The organism is Streptomyces canarius (assembly GCF_014650735.1).
GTDB lineage: Bacteria > Actinomycetota > Actinomycetes > Streptomycetales > Streptomycetaceae > Streptomyces > Streptomyces olivaceoviridis.
In genome coordinates this window covers 1-971 of sequence record NZ_BMVN01000195.1, presented here as the reverse complement: position 1 = coordinate 971, position 971 = coordinate 1, and the positions used below count along the sequence as shown (strand labels likewise).

The 971-nt window shown below is 66.0% G+C and carries 1 protein-coding gene; it reads right to left on the bottom strand.

Features of this window, described 5'->3' with window-relative positions; genetic code table 11:
• Positions 1–23: 23 nt before the first annotated feature.
• Complete coding sequence (locus tag IE294_RS46825; protein ID WP_189895400.1) at positions 24–908, bottom strand: IS982 family transposase; 885 nt, start codon at positions 906–908, stop codon at positions 24–26.
• Positions 909–971: the final 63 nt, after the last annotated feature.

Sequence of the window (971 nt, the reverse complement as noted above, 5' to 3'; positions counted from 1 at the left end):
CTAGATGAATGAGTCCGATGTCTTCAGTGGTCATAGGCGATCAGGGATCGTTTGACTGGGGCGCCGGTGGTCCAGTTGTGCCAGATGCAGGCGGCGAGGGCGAGGAGTCGTTGTCCGGTGCGGGCGAATACCCCCTCTGGAGTTCTGCCGCCGTGTCCTTCCAGGCTGAGCTGGCCTTTGAGAGTGTCGATGACTGCCTCGATCCACTGGCGGACCCGGGCGATCTTCCCGTGCCGGACCGGTTCGTCCTTGCGGTCCGGCCGCACCAGATGAACCCCCAGCCGCTCGGTGCAGAAGGCTTCGAACTCCTTTCCGGCAAAGCCCTTGTCCGCGAGGAGTACCTGCCCTGCGCGGACGAGGTGGTGGTCGCGTTCCAGCAGCGCGGCCATCACCTCCCGCTCGCCGATCTTGGGGTTGGCCAGGCACCATGTGACGGGCATCCCCTCGGCGGTGGTTACCAGGTAGAGCCGGAAACCCCAGAAGAAGCGGGAGTGGCTGCGGCAGTAGCCGTATCCGCAGTGCCCCGCGAGGCCGGAGCGCTTGACGGCCTCGCGGGAGGCCGCGCAGGGCAGCGGGGTGGAGTCGATCAGCCGCAGGTCGTCGTTCCAGGTGGGCACCTGCCGGGCCAGCGCCTCGATCACCTGGCTGATCAGAGGGCCGGCGGCGTTGAGGCGCTTGTTGTAGGCCGACTGCTGCGGCAGGTAGCGAAACAGATGCCCCAGCCTGGCGCGGGCGAAGCGGATCCAGTGCCGGGCCGAGGGAAAACCGAGCAGGACTTGGGCGACCGCCAGGCACAGCAGTTCGGCGTCCGTGAGTTTCGGGGGTCGCCCGATCCGGCGACAAGGTGCCACATGGTCGTCGATGAACACGTACAGTGCCGCCAGAAGGGCGTCCAGGTTTGTCTTCACACACTGACCAACGGGCGCCCTTCGCCATGGTCGCGATCAGCACAAACATCGGACTCATTCATC